This window comes from Glaciecola sp. HTCC2999, from assembly GCF_000155775.1.
Lineage (GTDB): Bacteria > Pseudomonadota > Gammaproteobacteria > Enterobacterales > Alteromonadaceae > Opacimonas.
In genome coordinates, this window is record NZ_DS989810.1 from 872,669 (window position 1) to 891,969 (window position 19,301).

19 protein-coding genes are annotated in these 19,301 nt (G+C 41.4%); 14 read left to right on the top strand and 5 right to left on the bottom strand.

Annotated elements, in window-relative coordinates; genetic code table 11:
* Positions 1-2: 2 nt before the first annotated feature.
* The 4 genes from G2999_RS03790 to G2999_RS03805 all read left to right on the top strand — a co-directional run bounded on the left by G2999_RS03790 (position 3) and on the right by G2999_RS03805 (position 3,609).
* Positions 3-1,418: an FAD-dependent oxidoreductase gene (locus G2999_RS03790; RefSeq protein ID WP_010178884.1), complete on the top strand. Its 1,416-nt coding sequence runs from the start codon at positions 3-5 to the stop codon at positions 1,416-1,418.
* A gap of 100 nt (positions 1,419-1,518) precedes the next feature.
* Positions 1,519-2,223 carry a 5'-methylthioadenosine/adenosylhomocysteine nucleosidase gene (locus G2999_RS03795; protein WP_010178886.1) on the top strand — a complete coding sequence of 235 codons (705 nt, stop codon included), beginning with the start codon at positions 1,519-1,521 and terminating at the stop codon, positions 2,221-2,223.
* 109 nt (positions 2,224-2,332) lie between these two features.
* On the top strand, positions 2,333-3,124 hold the full coding sequence (locus tag G2999_RS03800) for a helical backbone metal receptor (protein WP_010178889.1): 792 nt from the start codon (positions 2,333-2,335) through the stop codon (positions 3,122-3,124).
* Positions 3,125-3,204: 80 nt separating this feature from the next.
* Positions 3,205-3,609, top strand: coding sequence for a DUF2721 domain-containing protein (locus tag G2999_RS03805; protein ID WP_010178891.1), 405 nt, complete (start codon positions 3,205-3,207; stop codon positions 3,607-3,609).
* On the opposite strand, the gene glpK is transcribed toward G2999_RS03805, so the two are convergent.
* Entirely contained in the window at positions 3,610-5,094 is a 1,485-nt protein-coding gene (gene glpK, locus G2999_RS03810) for a glycerol kinase GlpK (protein WP_010178893.1), read from the bottom strand.
* Between the two features lie 237 nt (positions 5,095-5,331).
* On the opposite strand from glpK, the gene G2999_RS03815 reads away from it, so the two are divergent.
* Positions 5,332-6,951, top strand: coding sequence for a glycerol-3-phosphate dehydrogenase/oxidase (locus tag G2999_RS03815; protein ID WP_010178895.1), 1,620 nt, complete (start codon positions 5,332-5,334; stop codon positions 6,949-6,951).
* A 92-nt stretch (positions 6,952-7,043) separates the two neighbouring features.
* Here the strand turns inward: G2999_RS03815 and tyrS are convergent, their stop codons facing one another.
* Complete coding sequence (tyrS, locus tag G2999_RS03820) at positions 7,044-8,243, bottom strand: tyrosine--tRNA ligase (RefSeq protein WP_010178896.1); 1,200 nt, start codon at positions 8,241-8,243, stop codon at positions 7,044-7,046.
* Positions 8,244-8,441: 198 nt separating this feature from the next.
* On the opposite strand from tyrS, the gene G2999_RS03825 reads away from it, so the two are divergent.
* Genes G2999_RS03825 through G2999_RS11765 form a run of 5 tightly spaced genes read left to right on the top strand, consistent with a single transcriptional unit; the run spans position 8,442 to position 12,941 of the window.
* Positions 8,442-9,752 (top strand): peptidoglycan DD-metalloendopeptidase family protein, encoded by a 1,311-nt coding sequence (locus G2999_RS03825; RefSeq protein WP_010178899.1) that lies wholly within the window; start codon positions 8,442-8,444, stop codon positions 9,750-9,752.
* The gene (locus G2999_RS03830) at positions 9,752-10,906 is read left to right on the top strand and encodes an anhydro-N-acetylmuramic acid kinase (protein ID WP_010178901.1); all 1,155 of its coding nucleotides are present in this window, start codon (positions 9,752-9,754) and stop codon (positions 10,904-10,906) included. Before G2999_RS03825 ends, G2999_RS03830 begins: the two co-directional genes overlap by 1 nt.
* On the top strand, positions 10,899-11,912 hold the full coding sequence (locus tag G2999_RS03835) for an NAD(P)-dependent oxidoreductase (RefSeq protein ID WP_010178903.1): 1,014 nt from the start codon (positions 10,899-10,901) through the stop codon (positions 11,910-11,912). The genes G2999_RS03830 and G2999_RS03835 overlap by 8 nt, the downstream gene beginning before the upstream one ends.
* 29 nt (positions 11,913-11,941) lie before the next feature.
* Positions 11,942-12,601 carry a hypothetical protein gene (locus G2999_RS11760; protein ID WP_010178905.1) on the top strand — a complete coding sequence of 220 codons (660 nt, stop codon included), beginning with the start codon at positions 11,942-11,944 and terminating at the stop codon, positions 12,599-12,601.
* A gap of 1 nt (position 12,602) precedes the next feature.
* The gene (locus G2999_RS11765; protein ID WP_010178907.1) at positions 12,603-12,941 is read left to right on the top strand and encodes a DUF952 domain-containing protein; all 339 of its coding nucleotides are present in this window, start codon (positions 12,603-12,605) and stop codon (positions 12,939-12,941) included.
* Here G2999_RS11765 and erpA read toward each other — a convergent pair.
* Positions 12,934-13,278 (bottom strand): iron-sulfur cluster insertion protein ErpA, encoded by a 345-nt coding sequence (gene erpA / locus G2999_RS03850; RefSeq protein ID WP_010178909.1) that lies wholly within the window; start codon positions 13,276-13,278, stop codon positions 12,934-12,936. The genes G2999_RS11765 and erpA overlap by 8 nt on opposite strands.
* 58 nt (positions 13,279-13,336) lie before the next feature.
* A complete protein-coding gene (locus G2999_RS03855; RefSeq protein WP_010178911.1) occupies positions 13,337-14,065 on the bottom strand; it encodes a DUF6776 family protein in 729 nt (242 codons plus the stop codon).
* A 103-nt stretch (positions 14,066-14,168) separates the two neighbouring features.
* Here G2999_RS03855 and G2999_RS03860 point away from each other — a divergent pair, with 103 nt between their 5' ends.
* The 3 genes from G2999_RS03860 (at position 14,169) to G2999_RS03870 (ending at position 17,598) form a co-directional block, all read left to right on the top strand.
* On the top strand, positions 14,169-15,836 hold the full coding sequence (locus G2999_RS03860) for a chloride channel protein (RefSeq protein WP_010178913.1): 1,668 nt from the start codon (positions 14,169-14,171) through the stop codon (positions 15,834-15,836).
* Positions 15,837-15,851: 15 nt separating this feature from the next.
* Positions 15,852-16,280 (top strand): CopD family protein, encoded by a 429-nt coding sequence (locus tag G2999_RS03865; protein ID WP_010178915.1) that lies wholly within the window; start codon positions 15,852-15,854, stop codon positions 16,278-16,280.
* Positions 16,281-16,398: 118 nt separating this feature from the next.
* A complete protein-coding gene (locus G2999_RS03870) occupies positions 16,399-17,598 on the top strand; it encodes an Nramp family divalent metal transporter (RefSeq protein WP_010178917.1) in 1,200 nt (399 codons plus the stop codon).
* 85 nt (positions 17,599-17,683) lie between these two features.
* On the opposite strand, the gene G2999_RS03875 is transcribed toward G2999_RS03870, so the two are convergent.
* Positions 17,684-18,820: a MalY/PatB family protein gene (locus G2999_RS03875; RefSeq protein ID WP_010178920.1), complete on the bottom strand. Its 1,137-nt coding sequence runs from the start codon at positions 18,818-18,820 to the stop codon at positions 17,684-17,686.
* A 134-nt stretch (positions 18,821-18,954) separates the two neighbouring features.
* Here G2999_RS03875 and G2999_RS11770 point away from each other — a divergent pair, with 134 nt between their 5' ends.
* Positions 18,955-19,254 carry a hypothetical protein gene (locus G2999_RS11770; protein ID WP_010178922.1) on the top strand — a complete coding sequence of 100 codons (300 nt, stop codon included), beginning with the start codon at positions 18,955-18,957 and terminating at the stop codon, positions 19,252-19,254.
* The last annotated feature ends 47 nt before the right edge of the window (positions 19,255-19,301 follow it).

A 19,301-nucleotide genomic window follows, 5' to 3' on the forward strand; every position in this document is an offset into this window, starting at 1 on the left:
GAATGGCTAAGAATGTTTACCAGTTTGTGGATGTAGCGCGTATTGATCCACCTAAAAAACCCATTATCGTTCGTAAAGAAGAGTTTGGGGAAATTTACCAACCTTTGTCACAGTCTCAAACAGAAGGTCAAGCCGACCGCTGTTTAGATTGTGGTAACCCATATTGTGAGTGGAAATGCCCAGTTCACAACTTCATTCCACAGTGGTTATCACTCGCGAATGAAGGTCGTATTATTGAAGCTGCTGAGTTGTCTCACCAGACTAACTCACTGCCTGAAGTCTGTGGTCGAGTTTGTCCACAAGACCGTTTATGTGAAGGTGCATGTACCTTAAATGATGACTTTGGGGCTGTGACTATTGGTAGCATCGAGACATATATCACTGATACCGCCTTTAAAATGGGTTGGCGTCCGGATATGTCAGGCGTTATTAAGACTGACAAGAAAGTCGCAATTGTAGGTGCTGGTCCTGCCGGCCTAGCGTGTGCTGATGTATTGGTACGTAATGGTGTGACGCCGGTTGTATTTGATAAATATGAAGAAATCGGTGGGCTATTAACCTTTGGGATCCCTTCATTTAAATTAGAAAAGAACGTTATCTCTCGTCGCCGTGAAATTTTTACTGACATGGGCATTGAGTTTCGTTTGAATACTGAAATCGGCAAAGATGTCATGTTTGACGATTTACTGAGTGAATATGATGCAGTATTCCTGGGTATGGGTACCTATACTTCTATGCAAGGTGGCTTTAAGAATGAAAGCGCACCAGGCGTTTATGAAGCACTTCCCTTCCTAGTCGCTAACACAAATCGTGTAATGGGCTTAGAAAAATCACCTGAAGACTTTATTGATATGCAAGGCAAAAAAGTCGTCGTACTCGGTGGGGGGGATACCACAATGGATTGCGTGAGAACCTCTATTCGCCAAAATGCGGCAAGTGTCACATGTGCATATCGTCGTGATGAAGAAAGCATGCCTGGCTCGCGTCGTGAAGTTGTTAACGCTAAAGAAGAAGGCGTAGAGTTCCAGTTTAATCTCATGCCATTAGATATTGCCGTTGATGAAAATGGTAACACTATCGGTGTACGTATGGTTCGAACTGAAATGGGTGCTCCCGATGCAGCAGGTCGTCGTAGTGCGGTCAAAGTCGAAGGTTCTGAGCATATTTTAGAAGCCGATGCCGTTATCATTGCATTTGGATTCTCACCGTCTCCAGCGCCTTGGTTCGGTGATGTTGGTATTATCTTAGATGAAAAAGGACGTGTCCGTGCGCCTGAGCATGGTCAATTCCCATATCAAACTTCTAACCCTAAAATCTTCTCGGGCGGTGATATGGTCCGAGGTTCTGATTTAGTGGTCACCGCTATTGCAGAAGGTCGTAAAGCGGCAGACGGTATCATGGATTACATCGGCGTATAAGCGTTTAATTTACCGCATGTTATTGATAAAAAGCGTCGCTCGTCGGCGCTTTTTTTATGCTAATATTCTCCACTTATTATTTTAAAGGGCACCTGCCAAAATGAGCCAAGCACAGACTATTTTAATTTTGGGCGCGATGGACGAAGAAATCGCATTACTCACTCAATCACTCAACTCTCCTCTAGAAGAAACCGTTCAACACCTTACATGTCACCGTGGTGAGTATGCTGGACAACAGCTGATTATTGCACGTTGTGGTATTGGTAAAGTCGCCTCAGCACTCGCAGTGGGCGTCTTAGTTAATGCTTATCGGCCTGATATCGTCATCAATACCGGATCTTCTGGTGGTTATGATAAGCGTCTAAACGTGGGTGATATTGTCGTAGCAGATGAATTAGTACAGTTTGATGTGGATTTAACGAATTTTGGCTATGTTCATGGTCAGCCTGCGGGCATGCCAGCGCGCTTTACCTGTGACTCAGATATAGTCAAAAGTACTATACAATGCGCCTCACATCTCACCGATATTAACGCTTTTTCAGGACTAATAGGTACCAGCGATAAGTTTATTTGTGAAGCGGCAGATACTCAACGTATCAGTGAGCTATTCCCAGATATCACCGCCGTTGAAATGGAAGGAGCCGCTATAGCTCAGGCATGTCATATGCTCAATACTCGCTGTCTCGTGATCCGTTGTGTCTCAGATTTAGCGAATGAGGAGTCGACGCATACCTTTGAAGAATATTTAGATAAAGCCGCCAAAAATTCGGCCAGTCTAGTCATGAAATTAGTGACATCGCTTTAATCAATGATGTTTATATTTCTCGTCACAAATAGTAATCAAAGATGTTTAATGTAGTCTGTATATGAAGCATTGCACCGTTATCTTCAAAGTCATATTTATATTATGGTGTATGAGTGTGTCATGTAATACATTCGCACAAAGTACCGTGCAGATCAGTGATAATGAGAAACGCATCATCACCCTAGCACCACATTTAACTGAGTTGGTGTTTTTACTCAACGAAGATAGCCACTTAGTCGCAGTCAGTGATTACTCCGATTATCCTGTTGCAGCAAGTCAACTTCCATCCGTGGCAAGCTATACTGGTCTAGATTTTAACGCCATTATTAAAGCTCGCCCCACGCATATTTTAGCGTGGGAGGGTGGCAACAAACCTCAAGATATTGCAAAACTTCTGTCGCTTGGCTTTAACGTATTATCACAACGTACTACCACACTTAATGATATTAGTCGGAACATCATCAAATTAGGTAATTTTTTAGACGCTTCGACAGCATCGGTTGTCAGTAGACAATTTGATAGACGTCTTAAGCAATTAAAAAGCACCTATCTCTCTCGTAAACCTCAAAGTGTATTTTATTATTCTTGGGCAATGCCATTGATGTCTATTGGAGCTGGAGCGTGGGGCAACGAAGTTTTAGAGATATGCCAATTAACGCATATTTTTGCTGATGTCCCAATTGCATATCCACAAGTGGCATTAGCAAGAGTCATACGCGCTCAACCTGACTATATTATTAATGTATCAAAAGAACCTATTGATACGGTTCAAGCATTTTGGACACCCCATCAATCTGTTTTAAATGCACCACTTATTCAACTCAACCCAGATCTAATACATCGTTACACTCCGCGTATATTGCCTGAAATAGCTCGTTTATGTGCTGCGACTGTACCATGACTTTTGCCCGGTTAAATGCTATATTATTTTATCATTTCATTTAGCTTATCATTCGGTAAGCGCATTGACGGTAAATATTCATGGAATTAAGTATCACAACACCTGCGATGTTGTTTCCTGCAATTAGTCTATTATTGCTAGCGTTTACTCAGCGTTTTTTAGCGCTTTCAAGCTTAACTCGTCAATTTTCCGAAAATCACGAGCATGAAGCGGTAATGTTACAAATCCAAAACTTCCGCAAACGGATCCGTTTGATCCGTTGGATGCAAGAAGCCGGCGTGTTAAGTTTCTTTTGTTGTGTATTGACCATGCTCTTTATTTACATGGATTATGCCATCATTGCTCAATGGGTATTCGGCCTTAGCTTAGTTTTACTGTTACTCGCTTTGGTGCTGTCAGTACGTGAAATTCACATTTCAATGGAAGCACTTAATGTTCACTTAAACCAAGTGCTCACTGAACGTAAAAACCAACACGGTTCTTAACTAGCATTCATGAAACATGAGAGTGCTTTTTAGCGCGGCTTCCCAGCGTTGTAAACATGCGCTACGAATATCAGTATCAATTGTTGGCGTGAAAACCGATCCTATCGCTTTGAGCTGGGCCACTTCTTCAACATCAGCATATATACCCAATTGCAAACCAGCTAAAAACGCAGCACCTAATGCCGTAGACTCCATATTCGTTGGGCGCTGAATATCGACTTGAACCATGTCCGCTAAAAACTGACACAACCAATTATTTGCCACCATGCCACCATCGACCAAAACAGAAGAAACCGCTACCCCATCTTGTTGCATAGCGACTAATAAATCATGAGTTTGATAACATACCGCTTCAAGAGCCGCTCTTGCAAAGTGGGCATTGGACGTATCTCTTGTCATGCCATAAATTGCCGCTCGCGCATTGGGTTTCCAATGGGGCGCCCCTAATCCTGCGAACGCTGGAACCAACACTACACCATGGTCATAATCTAAAGATTCAGCTAAAGGTTGTGAAGCTCTAGCAGTATCAATCACTTGTATACCATCACGTAGCCATTGCACGTTTGCACCAGCGGTGAAAATTGATCCCTCAAGGGCATAATGGGTCTGTCCGTTGAGCGTAAAACCCACCGTTGTTAATAAACGTGAGCGCGATGCCAACGGCTTAGTACCAGTATTAAGTAATGCGAAACACCCGGTACCATAAGTACTCTTCAAGGCACCTTTATCAAAGCCACATTGCCCGACGAGAGCGGCTTGTTGATCGCCTGCCACACCTGCTATGGGCAGTTCTAACGGCAGCACTCCCGCTGCAGTGACACCAAAGTCAGCAGCGCAATCTAACACCTCAGGCAAAACGGAGCGAGGTACATTAAACCACTCACATAACTCATCATCCCACTGCATATCATAAATATTAAATACATTCGTTCTCGAGGCATTCGTGGTATCCGTGACGTGGGATTGCCCCTTCGTCAATCTCCAAATTAAAAAGGTATCAATAGTGCCAAATGCCACTTCACCTTTTTCAGCTTTAGCTCTCGCGCCTTCGACATGATCTAAAATCCAAGCAATTTTAGTTGCTGAAAAATACGGGTCGAGTAATAAGCCGGTTTTGGCAGTGATCTCTTCACTCTTCTCGTGCATTTGCGCACAAATTGAAGCTGTCCGACGATCTTGCCACACAATAGCATTATACAAAGGTTTGCCTGTGACTTTATCCCACACCAAAGTGGTTTCTCGTTGATTGGTGATCCCAATACCTACGACTTTCACGCCCGCGCTTTGCGCTTTGTCTAATACTTCATGACATACAGATAATGTGGTTGACCAAATTTCTTCAGGATCATGTTCGACCCAACCATTATTAGGATAGATTTGAGTGAATTCTTGCTGTGCACTGAACAAGGGCTGTCCTTGCTTATTAAACACAATAGCACGCGTCGAAGTAGTGCCTTGATCAATTGATAAAATCCCGGTGGTCATGTCATCCTCTATTCTATTATTATTGGTGCTAAAGTCGGCGAAATCCAAGTATTCATAAATATGAGGACGTGTTCTCATATTTATAAAGAATACTACATTTATTACAAACCCTTAACACAAGACTCCGTTTTTTTGTTTGATATGATGCAAAAATCATCAAATTAATATATATTGTATGATAAATATGAAAAATAAAACAACCTTAAACTTTTATCTAAGCTCGGTGTATTAAATAAGATGAATTTACGCGAAACGAATTTAAACCAACTCCATCAACACACCTATGATGTGCTCATCGTGGGTGCCGGTATTAATGGTGCAGTCAGTGCGGCTGCCTTATCTAAAAAAGGCTTGAGTGTTGCGGTAATTGATAAAGGTGACTTTGCAGGCGAAACCAGTTCGCACTCTTCGAATCTAGCATGGGGAGGGATCAAATACTTAGAATCCCATGAGTATTTACTGGTCAATAAACTATGTAAAAGCCGCAACCATTTAATGGAAAGCTACCCATCGACTGTCCAAGAAATTCGATTCTTAACGACGTTACAAAAAGGGTTTCGTTTCCCTGCGCTATTTGTTTACATGGGTACCTTATTGTATTGGATCATGGGACGTTTCTTCACGCGCTTCCCTGAGTTATTGTCAGCTAAATCGATTGCTGCGCGAGAACCGGTGATTGATACCAGTAATGCCCAAGGTGGCTTTGAATATTCGGATGCCTTTTTACACGATAATGATGCCCGCTTTGTGTTTAACTTTATTCGTGGGGCCATGGATAATGGGGCGATTGTCACCAATTATGTATCCGCCCAAGATGCTGAATTTACTGATAATATCTGGCATATCAACGCGAAAGACGAACTCACCCAAACGCCTATACAGATAAAAGCGAAAAGCGTAATCAATGCTTGTGGTCCTTTTGCTGATAAATTCAATGATACATTAGACAATACTACTGAACACCATCATGTGTTCTCCAAGGGTGTACATTTAATTGTTAATAAACTTACCAAAGTAGATAAAGTACTCGCCTTTTTTGCCTCCGATGGTCGTTTATTCTTTGTAATACCGATGGGGCAAAAAACCTGTATTGGTACGACAGATGATAAAGTCGATACGCCAAATCCTCAGGTCACAGACGCTGATCGCCAATTCATTTTGGACAACGTCAATACACTACTCAACCTTGAAAAGCCCCTTACAATGGACGATATCATTTCTGAACGTTGTGGCGTGCGTCCATTAGCGGTTAAAGGTAATTCAGGAGAGTCTGATTGGGTACAATTATCGCGTAAACATGCAGTAGATGTTAATCCGGAAAAACGCCTTGTGAGTATTTTCGGCGGTAAACTTACCGATTGCATTAACGTCGGTAACGAGATAGCCGATACGATAGCGGACTTCGGTATGCCACTGCCTTATCCCAAGGCAAAATGGTACGGCGAATCTAGTGAAGCGCACAAACACACATTTTTAGAGCGTGCCGCATTAATTAAGTTAGATGATTTAACGCCAAGTTATTCTTCTGAGCCATTGTCAGAAAGATTATGGCGTCGTTATGACATCAATGCATTGCAAATTATTGATGAGATACAGCGCGACCCAAAACAAGCAGAACAACTGATGCATAACGCTGAATATCTGCGCGCAGAACTGCACTATGCCGCTAGACGAGAAATGATCACAAAACTAGATGATTTCTTACGCCGTCGTTCAAAAATAGCCATGGTACTTAACAGTGATGATATTTTATCAAGTCCTGGTCTGATTGAAGCGTGTGAAATACTATTTGGCAAGCAAGCGGAAACTAAGTTAGCAGAGTATCAAGCCTACGTGAACCAAACACAGACTGAGTAAAAAAGGCTCCCTCAAAAAAAACGTCAAGATAATCGAAGTGTCACACTTCACCTTGACGTTTTTATTATGACTGTATTATTTATTGAAGAATACTAAGCCAACGTAATACGCGCAAATTTCCGTTTACCGACTTGATAAACCGCTTCACCTTTTTCGCTTAATTGCAGTTTTGTATCTTCTACTTTATCACCATTGATTTTCACAGCGCCTTGTTTGATCATGCGCATCGCATCGGAAGTCGAGTTGACTAAATTAGCAGCTTTTAATAAATTTGCGATCCCCATCGCTTCACCTTCTAAATGCACAGTAACTTCTGGCATGTCATCAGGAATCGCATTCTTTTGAAAACGTTGAATGAAATCTTGATGCGCACCTTCTGCCGCAGCATCATCATGAAAACGTGCAATGATTTCTTTGGCTAACTCAATTTTAGTATCACGTGGATTAGCACCACCTTCTACCGCCGCCTTTAATGCATCAATTTCAGCAATAGGACGGAAGCTCAATAAATCAAAATAGCGCCACATCAAGTCATCCGAGATAGACATGATTTTACCAAACATATCATTTGGTGCATCTGTTATCCCAATATAATTATTCAACGATTTTGACATCTTTTGAACACCATCAAGGCCTTCTAACAATGGCATCATTAGCACTGTTTGCTGACGTTGACCTTGAGATTTTTGGAGTTCGCGTCCCATCAATAAGTTAAAACGCTGATCGGTACCACCCAACTCAACATCTGATTCTAACGCTACGCTGTCCCAACCTTGCACCAATGGATATAAAAACTCATGGATGGCAATCGGTTGATTATTACCATAGCGTTTTTTAAAGTCATCGCGCTCTAACATCCGAGCCACTGTTTGACTCGCTGCTAATTTAATCATCCCCGCCGCACCTAACGCATCCATCCACTCAGAATTAAAGCGCACTGTAGTTTTAGCGGGATCAAGAATTTTGAATACCTGTTCTTTGTAGGTCTCTGCATTCGCTAACACATCTTCTTTGGACAGTGGCTTTCGCGTTACGTTTTTACCGGTTGGGTCACCAATTAAACCAGTGAAATCGCCAATTAAGAAAATAACTTCATGTCCTAGCTGTTGGAAAGTCCGTAATTTATTAATTAACACCGTATGTCCTAAATGCAGATCAGGGGCAGTAGGATCAAAACCAGCCTTAATTTTCAAAGGCTTACCTTCTTTTAGACGAGCAATTAACTCATCTTCAATTAAAATTTCATCTGCGCCACGTTTTATTTCATTAAAGGCGTTTTGCCAATCAGACATACTTTTTCCACGGTCTATTGAATTTATATGAACATTTTACTTGTACGACGGTCAGATGAAAAGACTTTACGTATGCTATTTTAAGTCTAAATAAAATTCCTTATACCTTTAAAAATCAGTCAGTTTGTCTAAGTTACACTAGAATTTAACCGGTAATAGCGATATTCTACTTAAACTTTCCAAAATAAGAGGTTTACCGTGGTTGCTCAAACGATAAAAACACTGCCTCGGCCACATAAAATTTCTTTGGTCGCTTTGTCTGTGGTTGTCTTTATTTTAACCGCCAGTATGCTCTTCAGTGCAGATGCATCTCGCCATGCTACTTCCACGGTACTTGAGCCTGGAGTGAAGTACCCTGTCGCACTTAATTTAGAACAACTCAGTGCTAGTAACAGTAGTGTTATTGACTCTGGGATTGAATCGATAGAAAGTCAAACTTACCGAGTTAAACCCGGCGATAATCTTGCCAAAATATTTAAACAAGTAGGGTTAACTCCCACTGATACCTACCATGTTTCTCGCGCTGGTAAACACGCTAAAAAACTGCTTAAAATGATGCCTGGAGAATTTCTCAATTTCACTTTTGACCGTCGCGGTAAACTCAATACTCTCATATATGAATTTTCTGATACAGAAACGTTAACTATCACACGAAAAACTGATGATGAATATATATCCCAAATTGATATAGCCGAAGTTTATACTAAATTCCGTTTCGCTCAGGGTGAAATTACCTCGTCGTTCTGGAATGCTGCCATTAAAGCAGGTATGAGTGACAATAAGATTATGGAACTTGCTGATATTTTTGGTTGGGATATCGATTTTGCAATGGAAATCCGTGCAGGCGATACCTTTAATGTGATGTATGAAGAACGCTTTGTGAATGGCGACTTTATCGGATATGGTGATATTTTAGCAGCGGAATTTGTGAACCAAGGCGAAGTTTTCCAAGCCATTCGTCATACCGATGGTAGTTACTACGCGCCTAACGGTCGCAGTATGAAGAAAAGCTTTTTACGCGCTCCCGTTAACTTTCGTTACATCAGTTCTAATTTTACTAAAAAACGCTTTCACCCAGTGACAAAACGCTGGAAAGCTCACCGAGGAACAGATTATGCAGCCCCCACTGGCACACCAGTAGTGGCGTCAGGTAAAGGTCGCGTAATTAAATCAACTTACGATCGTTTTAATGGCCACCATGTCTTTATCCAGCATGGCGATCGTTATGTAACTAAATACCTGCATTTTTCCAAGCGCAAAGTGAAAAAAGGTGAGATTGTCAAACAAGGGCAAGTCATTGGATTATTAGGCTCAACAGGTATGTCTTCAGGACCCCATTTGCATTATGAATTTTTAGTGGATGGTGTGCATCGTAATCCACGTACAGTGACGCTACCCAAAGCGGAGCCGATTGCAAAATCAGAGAAAGCTGCATTCACACAGTTAAGTCTACCGCGTCTGACTATGCTAGCAAATAACAAACGCATTATGCTGGCGAGTATCGACTAGTGCTATTTATTGGGATCATGTCGGGTACCAGTTTAGACGGTATTGATGTGGCATTGGTGAAGTTTAATTCTCAAAGCGATATTCAGCTAGTTGCGTCCCAAACATATGCTATTGAAGATGCTCTTCGTAACGAATTAACCTTGCTTCTCTCGGACGGCGCACACTCGTTTAGCTTTATCGGTGACAGCACTCAACGCTTAACTCTTGCATATTCAAATGCGGTCAATGACTTTCTGAAGCAACAGTCATTATCACCTAAAGCTATCACCGCTATTGGTTGTCACGGACAAACAGTTTGGCATGCTCCAGATGCTACCACACCATTTTCGATTCAGCTTCATAACCCTGCTTTACTTGCCGTAAACACAGGGATAAATGTTATTGATAATTTCCGCGCAAAAGATCTCGCACTCGGTGGTCAAGGTGCACCGTTAGTTCCACCTTTTCATGCAGCATTATTAATGCCCTACCCTAATAACGTTGCCCAACGTATTATTATCAATATTGGAGGGATAGCGAATGTCACTGTCTTGCCAGCTTCATTCGCAAGTAATGACTTACTTGATAGTGATTTAATAGGCTTTGATACTGGGCCTGGTAATACACTACTAGATACTTGGTGTTTAACCCATACAGGAAAACCATATGATGCAAATGGGCAATGGGCAAATACAGGCCGTGTTCTACCTGATTTATTATCAAACATGTTAAATGACCCCTATTTTTCATTGCCTTACCCTAAAAGCACTGGCCGAGAATATTTTAACCCTGCGTGGTTGGCGCAATTTCATGTCCAGCAATACCCGCCTACAGATGTTCAAGCCACACTGATTGCGTTGACCGCTCATTCAATTACCGCAGGGATCCAGCAAGTTACTTCTGCCCAAACGAATCCAAACGCTTCAGCTTCAAAAGAATGGCTCATCTGCGGCGGAGGTGTCCACAATGATGTGCTAATGCATGCACTGCAGGTGTCTGCCCCAGATAATGTTAAAGTCATGCCCCTAGAAACGGTGGGTATTAATAGTGACGCATTAGAAGCCATGGCTTTTGCATGGCTCGCCTTTTGTTTTGAAACTGGCCTCACAAGCAACGCGCCTTCCGTAACAGGGGCAACGCAACCGACTATCTTAGGGAGTAAAACCTTTGCATAATCCCAGCCCTGCACTGATTATTCTCTCCCGAGATGTCAACCAATACCAAGCTCTGTGGGAAGCCTCTGACCTTTCTAATACCTCATTAGTATTGGCAACTGATAAGGTAGCAGAAGTATTAGAATCAACATTCAAAGATCAATCGACTATTTTATTATCTGAGCCTGATTTGGCCGTTCAAGTAGTGGCACATTTACCTAATTTAAAATGGTGTCAGTCTACTTGGGCCGGTAATGCTCCTTTATTAAATCACTCCAAACAAGATTATATCCTGACGGGCGTCAAAGGCATTTTTTCTCAACTCATGAGTGAGTATGTCCTGAGTTATATCTTGTCATATGTACGTCAGCACCAAACATTTATTGAACTACAATCCAAACAGCAGTGGGCACCGCCAAGGATCCGTAGTATCAGCGAATTAACCATAGGGATCTTGGGAATAGGCAACATTGCAACCGGAATGTTAAGTATGTTTGCAGCGCTGAATGTCAACATCATTGGTTTATCTCGCAGTGCAAAGCCACCTCTATCTCATCCACAAATGCCTATGTTTACTCCTAATCAACTCGTCGATTTTATCGGTGCATGTGATGTGGTTATTAACTTATTACCCGATACCCCAGCAACGCAGGCATTCATTGACAGAACCACCATTGAAGCGTTGATAGCATCACAGCAAACTGTTACTGCAACCACCTCTGATACATCAGATTTGCCAAAATCTCGACAATTTATCAATGCTGGACGCGGCAGTGTGGTGACTGATGAGGTCTTATTGATGGCGCTGGATAATGGTGTATTCACGCAAGCGGTATTGGATGTTTTTACCACTGAGCCATTGCCAGCACAGCATGTCTTTTGGCACAGAGATGATATTGTGATCACGCAGCATACCGCTGCAATTTCAAAGCCTAGTGATGTCATGCAGGTATTTATGGAAAATATGACACGTTATACTCAAGGTCTATCCCCCTTGTATGTCATGGATTGGCATCAAGGTTACTAATAAAAAATACTCCACCAAAAGGAATACTTATGTTTTCTATTCAGTCTCGCTTTTCACTAACAGCACTACTCACATTATTCGTCTCGTTCAGTGGTTGTGCTATGGTACCGCCACCATCGATAGCTACGGCACAAAAAGCCCATACGCCACCGGCGAAATCTATTAGCGCTATTACGGCGACGGAGCAACTGGCATTTTTTAATCAACTCCAAGCACTATGTGGGAAAGCATTTCAAGGTAAATTAGTCGTGGATACGTCCGGTAGTGAACGCTTTGCTGATGCGGCCTTGCTGATGCATGTCCGCGAATGTTCAGAAAACCAAATTAAAATTCCTTTTTATGTGGGCAATGATGCATCTCGGACATGGGTGATCACTAAAACAGGCGGTGGATTACTTCTCAAACATGATCATCGTCATCAAGATGGATCACATGATGATTTAACTATGTACGGTGGACATACTCAAACTTTAGGTTCGGCACATAATCAAGCTTTTCCGGTTGATGTCTATACCCAAGCACTCTTCACAGAACTAGGCTACCCACAAAGCCTCACTAACATTTGGGAAATCTTTGTGTACCCAGATACGTTTACCTACAGATTAACGCGAGCAGGTTTTGAATTTCGGGTGGCGTTTGATTTGACTCAACCGGTTGTGAGCAATATGCATCCATGGGGTCATAAATAATATGACACCAATATGGAGCAATGCTGATATTTGTTTAATTATGTATGATGATGTAATTGAGTCAGTATTAGCTCAAAGTACTTATACCACCGAAAGTTTAGCCACTGAAGGGTTTATTCATGCATGTAATGGACGACAAGTTCAAGAGGTGATTGACAAACACTACGACCGAAGTCAGCCGATGAGTATAATGATCATTAATGAGCAGAAATTATTAGCCCCCGTGAAATACGAGGGCCCAAGTCTTTCTATGCTATCAACCGAACCATTTCCACATATTTATGGCCCGTTGAATCTTGATGCTGTGGAACACATTATTCCACTCACTGAATTTATATAGAGAAACTTGAACCACAGCCACAAGTCGTGGTGGCATTTGGGTTGTTGACTAAAAAGCGCGAGCCTTCAAGCCCTTCGATATAATCGACAACTCCGCCGACTAAATATTGTAGACTCATCGGGTCGACCACAAGTGTGACCTCATTTTTCTCAATCGTCATATCGCCTTCATTCACTTTCTCATCAAATGTAAAGCCATATTGAAAGCCAGAGCAACCGCCGCCAGTTACGTATACACGCAACTTTAGTTCAGGGTTATTTTCTTCTTCAATCAACGATTTCACTTTAGTTGCTGCCGATTCTGAAAACTCGATAGGGAGAGCCATTTCAACTGTCATAGTAAAGGGTGATCCTTAAATAATAATGCAGTAATTATCTAATACTTGAGTAAATTCATCAAGTATTCGGTGCAATTAAATCTTCCCACACGAAAGTTTGTGTAAAACTGTTTAATTTGCGCTTCCATTGAAATACTTCAGTAGAGACGACCATGGTTTCTGGCGTAAAACCTTTGGGTAAAGCAAACACATATTGTCGTTCCAAAAAGTATTGATAGCGATAACCCATGGATGTATCACTATTTGGAATGATGTCTGAATCAATAAGTAGCTGAGATAAACTCAATGAAGTGGCTTTATCATTTTGCATACCCATTAATTTGATAGTTAAGTCACCGTTAATTAAGGCTTTTAAAGCTCGACCTTGTAACAATAAAATGTCTAGCACATATTGATTAGGTATAGGTAACGCCATGATATGTGCATGGTGAATGGCAAAAGGTCCAGTATTATTACTTTCCCCGAGTACGGCTTGGTATAAATCAATTTTTTGTTGAAGCGTTTTATTTTCACTCCGTGCATCAGTGATATCTTGTTGGATAAGTTGTTGCACAGATTTACTCATCTCTAACTGAACTTGAAGCTGACTTAATTCTTGGACAAGTCGAATATTTTCTGCCTGGGCATGCGCAATTGTGCCAGTCTTAATTTGATACGCTTTGAGCGACTGCTCGGTATTCATTAATGCCAGTCGATATCCAATAAACATCATCAACAACATGACGGTGATAATCACTGCATAAAACCGAAATGCACTGCCATTTTGTTTCAATCTGAACAAATCCACACCTAGTCCTATTTGCTTATCTAGATTATTCTCACATTATGATATTATGCCATTTATTCATCTGCTCTATGAACTTTTATTCATCACATAGTGAAAAACTAACATGTTAGATGCATTGCGAATTACATTATCCTATCCTAGAACTTCTTGGCAACTATGCTTACTAGGAGTTATAGCAGGTGTTTGCGCTGCCACCGTTATCATCATTTTCAGACTCTCTTTTCAATACATTCAGCTACAGTTATTACCAGAGCTTGGGGCTTATGAGCAACTTTCATGGTATGAACGATTTATGTTACCTTTCTTAGGCGTCATTGCCATATATATGGTCGCCTGGATAACAGGCTTTGAGCATTTTCGTCTGGGCATTCCATTTGTCATCCATCGCGTTAAAAAGCACTTTGGATTAATGCCACTACGGACTAGTATCAATCAATTTTTGGGCGGGATTTTTGCGCTAGCCAGTGGTTTTTTTGTTGGTCGAGAAGGTCCATCGGTGCACCTTGGCGCCGCGGGTACAAGCTTTCTTGGAGACGGGTTAAAACTCCCCTATAACTGTATTCGGATTTTGACTGGTTGTGGTATCGCTGCAGGTATAGCCGCTTCATTTAATACTCCCTTTGCTGCCGTCATTTTTGTGATGGAGGTAGTCATGCGTAATTATCGGATCCATATATTTATCCCTATTATGCTTTCCGCAGCCATAGGCTCGGTGATGTCACGACTAGTATTCGGTGAAGGCACAGGGTTGTTGTTTTTATCGTTCGAACATCTTGATAGTATTATTTATTTATATCTGGTCTTGTTTGGGATGTCTTTAGGGGCAGTTTCTGCGCTATTCAATCAACAACTGATCAACTTAATGAAATATGCACAGCAATTCTCAATGGCAACGCGTTTTACAGTGGCAGCATTTATTACTGGCGCTATTGGAGTATTCATCCCTGACGCAATGGGCGCTGAATTTGATGCCGTGCATTCGTTATTAAATACAGATATCGCCATTGGAATGGTGTTAGGTATTTTAGTCGCTAAATTTATTCTCGCGCTAGTCTCGATTGGTCTAGGGATCCCCGGAGGGATAATCGGTCCCGTCATGGTCATTGGAATGTTTTCAGGGGCACTTTTAGCCTACCCACTTGAGACATTAATGAATTCGACTGAGTACCATGACGGTTATGTCTTATTAGGCGTCGCAGGCATGCTTACCGCCGTTCTGCATGCACCTCTTGCCGCGCTAAGCGCCGTTATGGAACTATCCTATGCACCAGAAATACTATTGCCTGCAATTTTGGTTGTCGTACCCGCATATGTAGTCTCTAGCCAGATATTCAAAAATCGCTCAATTTTCATTCGCCAAATGGAAATGCAAGACCTGCCCTATAAGCAAACAGCCATTACCCAAAGTTTAGAAAAAACCGGTGTACTCGCGCTTTGCAAACAAAACGTATATCAGTTTGATCATCACCAAATCCTTGAAATGATGGAATATATTAAACATCACCCTACCGACAATGTGATTTATCGTGAAGATAAGAATGCGCCATGGCATTTGGTTGAGACAAATACTCAACTAGAAGAAGATTCTTTACCTTATATCACCTCAACTTTACCTATATATAGCTATCAAAATACCTTAGCTGAAGTATATGATGAACTTAAAGCGAAACGCTCCGGGGCGGTGATTATAAAATGTCATCTTGAAGAAAAAGTGTATGGCATTATTACTTGGGATGCCTTACACCGTTATTTATTTAAACTCGAGCACTAACACAGAGGACATTGCATGTCATTATTATGGATAAAAGCGTTACACGTCTTTTTTATGGTTGCATGGATGGCTGGCATTTTTTATTTGCCTCGTTTGTTTGTCTACTTTGCTGAAAATGAAGATGTGAACACACGTGCTGTGTTTAAAATCATGCAAAGACGATTATGGTTTTTTGTCGCCCCCTTTGCTTTATTAACCCTGATATTTGGCGTCTGGTTAATTACTATTTATGGTATGGATTGGTTCCGGGCCTCAACTTGGCTTCATATCAAACTCGCCTTACTTATAGGGCTATACGGTTACTATGCATATCTCTATTTCATCATGCGTGATTTGGCCCAGGAAAAGAATATTCGTAGTCCCAAATTTTATCGTTTTTTGAATGAAGCACCGGTGCTCGTATTATTAGCAATTGTTATTTTAGCGGTGGTGAAACCGATTTAGACTGTGAATCAAACATTAATGGCATAATATGTGGAAACATTCGTCCGTCATTGTTAATCCGTGCCATTTTATGTCATAGTGAAGCATAGACATTAATAACAACAATAATAAAAACAATATGTCATCATCACGTTCTCGCTATTCTGGATTATTAGTTACTGCTGCATTTATTGGTCCGGGAACCGTTACCACGGCAACGCTTGCAGGTGCTCAATTTGGATACGGCCTGTTATGGGCTCTGGTATTTTCAATTGTGGCGACGATCATCATTCAAGATATGGCAAGTCGCGTTGGAATAGTGGCCCAAATGGGACTGTCCGAAGCGCTTCACAAAACAATTTCCCAACCTCTATTAAAACTATTCATGATATTGCTGGTAGTCAGTGCTATTGGCATAGGTAATGCTGCTTATGAAGCGGGTAATATTACCGGTGCTGCGCTTGGCTTAGCATCAGTGACTACCGTCGAGTTACCCATATGGATTAGTCTGATTGCTATTATTGCCGGCATCGCTATCTTGTCTGGAAATTTATGGTTTATTGAGCGCTTATTAATGACGTTAGTGTTGTTGATGAGTATCGTGTTTATTATCGCATTTAGCTTTAGTCAGCCTCAACTAGGCCTACTTGTTAAGGGAATGACAAATATTCGTATCAATGCGGATAATATTACTATGGTTATCGCACTGATAGGCACCACAATTGTCCCTTATAATATCTTTATGCAATCAAGTTTGCTGGCTAAAGGGGGGTCACAACATCATTTATTACCCCAGATAAAAGAGCAACGCCTCAAAAATGTATTTAGCTTCTCACTTGGAGGTCTCATCACTATTGCTATTATTGGTACTGCAGCGAGTACTTTTTTTGTGCAAGGATTATCAGTAGACACGTCTAATTTAGCGTTACAATTACAGCCACTATTAGGGGACTATGCAACACTGTTTTTTGCTGCTGGACTATTTGCTGCTGGGTTGACCAGTGCTATTACAGCACCGATTGCCGGCGCTTACGCAGTATGTGGCGCCTTACAATCACATACGACACCACAGGACAATAGCTTTAAAGTCGTAGCGAGTATTATTTTAATCTCAGGTATTGTGGTTGCATTGAGTGGCATCAAACCAATTGCTGCCATTATTTTTGCCCAAGCAACGAATGCGCTATTACTTCCCATCATTGCTATATTTCTTTTAATAGTGGTCAATAACAAACGCATTATGCGCCAACACACGAACAGTATGATCAGTAATATGCTCAGTATGTTGATCGTGACACTTGTGTTAGGTTTAGGTAGTTATAAGCTGTGGATGTTGTGATTTGTCAACGATAAGAGCCGGTGATGCTGTAATCTGTCATTAAGATAGCCGAATATTAAACGCAGCTATCTCAATGAGATAACACTTACAGACTTAATCGGTCCACAACTTCTTCGAGCATACTGCGAGATACACCAAAGTTTAAGCGGAAGAAATGCTCATCGCCAAAATCAGCGCCTGGAGATGGTCCTACTCCGCGAGATTCACACCAATCTTGTACATTTTTTGCACCTTGCAAATCTAGTGCACTGGCATCTACCCACATTAAAAACGTCGCAGGTGCAGGAATTGCTTTAAGACCAGGAATTGCATTAATTGCTTTGGCCAGATAGTCACGGTTACCAATCAAATAATTACGTTGAGCTTCATGCCAATCATTCGCAAGCGTGAATGCCGCTTGGGTCGCAATCAATCCCATAATATTGACCCACGGTACAATACCACGCGCAGCTAAATTAAATTGCTGACGTACTTGAGCATCAGGAATGATTGCAAAAGAAGCGCCTAAACCGGCAATATTGAAGGTCTTATTCGCTGCCATTAACGTAATCGAACGAGATTGTAATGTCGGATGATTCCCAGCTGGCAAATGCTGAATATCATCTAAAATCAAATCACAATGAATTTCATCGGAACATAAAATCACATTATTATCAGTACAGATTTGAGCGATTTTGTCTAATTGAGCTTGATTCAATGTGCTGCCAACAGGATTCATTGGGTTACACATGATAAAGACTTTGGCTTTGGGATCTTTGGCTTGCGTTTCCAATGCATCAAAATCAATCATCCAACCATCTGTTTGTTCAACCGTTGGAATATGCACGCCTTCACAATGATTAATTTCTGGAGAAGCAATGATCGGTGGGTAATTCGGTGTTTGGATCAGGACTTTATCTCCCGGCTCACAAAACGCTCTAATCGCGACATTAAACCCTGGACACACTCCAGGCGTCCAAACTATCCAACTTGGTTGGATATCCCAACCATATTGAGATTTACACCAGTGCACAACAGCTTCGTTCGCAGGTTGATGTTGAGATGGAAGATGATAGCCTAGCACACCGTGGTCTAATTGTTGACGACATGCGTTAATGATAGAAGGAGCGACTTTAAACTCAGTATCGGCAATCCACATCGGTAGAATATCTTTACCTTTGTATTTTTCCCATTTACAAGAGAAAGTACCGGAACGATCTACACGTTCATCAAAATTAAACATAGAAAATGAATACCCTAAAATTATTTACTCAATAAATTATATCTTAATAATCGCTACAGGCTAAAGAATTGAAAGCTATTTCTCATAACCTGATTTATCATGAGCATATTATGGTATCAAAATGAGAAAAAACGATGGCAAAACGCGGCCCAAATAAACCTAAATTCCGTGAAGATTTTGGGGTCTTTGTCTGCGAGCATGTGCTCAATGATAATAAAAAAATTCTACAGGTCACTCGAGATATGGAAGGTGATTGGCAGTTTACTTGCGGTGATGATATCGCAGATGAAGCGTCTGATTTGCATCTGTTCGCGGTCGGCGGATTAATACAACGCGATAAAACGCTCGCCGATGCCGTAATCCTAGAGCCAGGTCAAGGCATTGAGCGTGCTGCGACTTATAAAGACTGGGATACGTTTACCTTAGAGGAATAACCTACATAGGCGTCTATACTAGCTATAGATGGTTTAAAGCTTAGATA